At 53.2% G+C, this 248-nt stretch carries 1 protein-coding gene; it reads left to right on the top strand.

The genetic code is table 11. The annotated features are described in order from the left end of the window. Positions 1-248: hypothetical protein (locus AC1RPH_RS08460; RefSeq protein WP_481762141.1), on the top strand; the 248-nt coding region annotated here is incomplete at both ends.

Here is a 248-nt window from a genome sequence, read left to right as displayed (position 1 = left end):
CGCGATGCGCAGATTGCGGATTTGCTGAAGCGGTCAGCACTGATTCCCATGCACGGTCGAATCGACGCGAAGGCCACGGTTCTGGGCATTATGCGATACGTAACGCGTAACTGGAACATGGAATTCGAGCACTACATGGGCACTCCCATGTATGCCCTGCTCTCGGTTCGTGAGTTTGATGAGCTGAAGAAGATTCTAGACGAACAACACAACATTATCCTCGGGGCCCAGCTCAACGACGGCATTTC

Source organism: Dellaglioa sp. CoH-57-MRSF-16, from assembly GCF_056782055.1.
Note: the sequence above shows the minus strand (reverse complement) of the source record. Positions and strands in the feature narration are given on the sequence as shown.